Source organism: Streptomyces sp. NPDC006743, assembly GCF_040703815.1.
Lineage (GTDB): Bacteria > Actinomycetota > Actinomycetes > Streptomycetales > Streptomycetaceae > Streptomyces.
In genome coordinates this window covers 1-2,820 of the sequence record NZ_JBEYJA010000137.1, presented here as the reverse complement: position 1 = coordinate 2,820, position 2,820 = coordinate 1, and the positions used below count along the sequence as shown (strand labels likewise).

Annotated in this window: 1 protein-coding gene; it reads left to right on the top strand. The window is 73.2% G+C overall.

The features are described from left to right. Positions 1-24: 24 nt before the first annotated feature. Positions 25-2,820, top strand: a 2,796-nt coding sequence (locus ABZ719_RS37435; protein WP_366729635.1) for an SDR family NAD(P)-dependent oxidoreductase, incomplete at its 3' end; no start/stop codon positions are given.

The window sequence follows — 2,820 nt, the reverse complement described above, 5'->3', positions numbered from 1 at the left end:
GGGGTGGCGGTCGACTGGCCGGAGTTGTTCGCCGGGATTGACGCCCACCACACCGAACTCCCCACCTACGCCTTCCAACGCCGACACTACTGGCTGGAACCCACATCACTCCCGGACACCGACCTCGCCGCCGTCGGCCTGGAGCCGGTCCTCCACCCCTTCCTGCGCGCCGAGATGCCGCTGGGCGATGCCGGCGCGCTCGTACTGACCGGCCGGCTGTCCCTGAAGCAGCAACCGTGGTTGGCCGACCACGTGGTGCTGGGCACTCCGATCCTTCCCGGAACCGCGTTTCTGGCCCTGGCCCTGCACGCCGCGCAGCGAACCGGCGCCGGCCCGGTGGAAGAGCTCGTCGTGCGCTCACCCCTGGTCGTGCCGGAACACGGCGACACCCAAATCCAGGTGGTGATCGACGCCCCGGACGGCGCCGGCCGCCGTGCGCTGCGCGTGCTGTCCCGAGCCGGAGACACGATCGCGAACGGCACCTGGACCCGGCACGCCGAAGGCACCGTCGCCCCACCCGCCGGGCCCTCGCCCGTCGGATCGGCTTCCGGAACCGGCTGGAACGGCGAGGCCGGTCCCGACGCACAGCCGATCCCCGTCGCCACCGCATACGCGGAACTCACCCGCCGGGGGTACGCCTACGGGCCGGCGTTCCGAGGTCTGCAAACCGTCCGACGCGCCGACGGCGAGGTCTTCGCCGACATCGCCCCGGGCGAGGCGGCGGAACACGGCGGTCCGGTGTTCGACCTGCATCCCGCCCTCCTGGACGCCGCCGTCCAGGCCGCGCTGGTAGGCCTGTTCGAGACCGCGGACAGGACACTGGTGCCGTTCGCGTGGAGTGGCGTCACCGTGCACACCGCGGCCCCGCCGGCCTTGCGGGCCCGCATCACGAGGACCGGCGCCGACTCGGTGGCCATCATGCTCACCGACGCCGACGGAAACCCGGTCGCGTCGGTCGACTCGCTGGTGCTGCGGCCCGCGCCCGACACTGCGCCCACTCCGATCACGGATCGGAGCGAGGCGGCGCTGTTCCGGTTGTCGTGGCTGCCGAAGGAGGTCGGCGCCCACCCCGGCACCGGTCGCTGGGCGATGGTGGGGGAGGACCCGCACGACCTCGCTGCCGAGCTGGCCGGTGACGGCCCACCGCTCGACCGGTACGCGGATCTCCCCGCGCTGCGGGCCGCGACGGCGGCGGGGGCCCCGGCGCCGTCCACGGTGGTCACCGTGGTTCCCCCGACCGACGTCACGGACGTCGGCGGCGCACACCGCGTGCTGCGGCTGGTACAGGACTGGCTGACTGACGAGACGACGGCCGACGCGCCACTGGTCGTCGTCACCACCGGTGCCGTCGAGACAGGGAGCAACGGCCGGATCGATCTCGGCAACGCGCCGGTCTGGGGACTGTTGCGTGCCGCGCAGTCCGAGCATCCCGGCCGCGTGGTGCTCGTCGATGTGGCGCCGGGCAGCGACGGCGCCCGACTGCTCGCCGCCGCCACAGCCACGGGGGAGCCGCAGCTGGCTCTGTCCGCCGAGGGCGTCAGTGTCCCGCGCCTCACGCGCCTGCCCGCGGCTCCCGGCTCGCACCCCGCCGCCGAGAAGCCGATACCCGAGCGCGGAACCGTGCTGCTGACCGGCGCGTTCGGCCGACTCGGCCGGCTGCTCGCGCGGCACCTGGCCACCGAGCACGGAGTGACGAGCATGGTGCTGGTCAGCCGGAGCGGCCCCGTCACGCCCGAGGCGCGCGCCCTGGTGGCCGAGCTGACCGCGCTCGGTCTGGACGTGCGAGCCGAAGCCTGCGACGTCGCCGACCGCGCCGAGCTCGCCGCGGTGCTGCGCGGGCTGCCTGCCGATCGACCCCTCACCGCCGTGGTCCACACGGCCGGCGTGCTCGACGACGGCGTGTTCACCGAGCTGAGTCCGCAGCGCCTCGACGCGGTCATGGGTCCGAAGGCGGTGGCGGCGAAGAACCTGCACGAGCTCACCGCGGACATGCCGCTGTCGGCGTTCGTGCTCTACTCCTCCGTCTCGGGCCTGATCGGCGCAGCGGGCCAGGCCAACTACGCCGCCGCCAACACCTACCTCGATGCGCTCGCCCACCATCGCGCCCGGCTCGGGCTCCCGGCGACGTCGCTGGTGTGGGGACTGTGGGATCAGCGCGGCGGTATGGCGGCGGGGCTCGGCGCCGGCGACCTCAACCGGATGGCTCGCTCCGGAGTAGCGACGCTGTCCGAAACCGAGGGGCTCGCACTCTTCGACGCCGCTCTTCGGCGGAGCGACCCGCTGCTCGTGCCCCTGCGGCTGGACACCGTCTCCGCCACGGACGGCGCGGACGTGCATCCGCTGCTCCGCGAACTGATCACGAGCGCGCCGCGCCAGGCTCACCCAGCAGCCGTACCGGGCCGTCCGGACGGACCGCGCCCTGGCGGCGAGGACGTGACGTCCCAGCCCGGGCGACTGCTGGAGCTGGTGCGCACGGAGGCGGGGCGAGTACTCGGTTACGACGGGCGGGACTCGATCGGTCTCGACCGCACCTTCAAGGAGTTCGGACTCGACTCGCTCACCGCCGTCGAACTGCGCAATCGGCTCAACGCGCTCACGGGATCGCGCTTGGGCACCACGGCCGTGTTCGACTACCCGACCCCCCGGGCCCTTGCCGACCACCTGGCCGGTGAGCTCACTCCGAGCGGCGAGACAGCGGAGACGACCGGTTCGCCGGCGAACGACGCCGGTGATCCTGTGGTGATTGTCGGGATGGCCTGCCGCTATCCGGGTGGGGTGGGTTCTCCGGAGGATCTGTGGTCGCTGGTGGTCGAGGGCAGG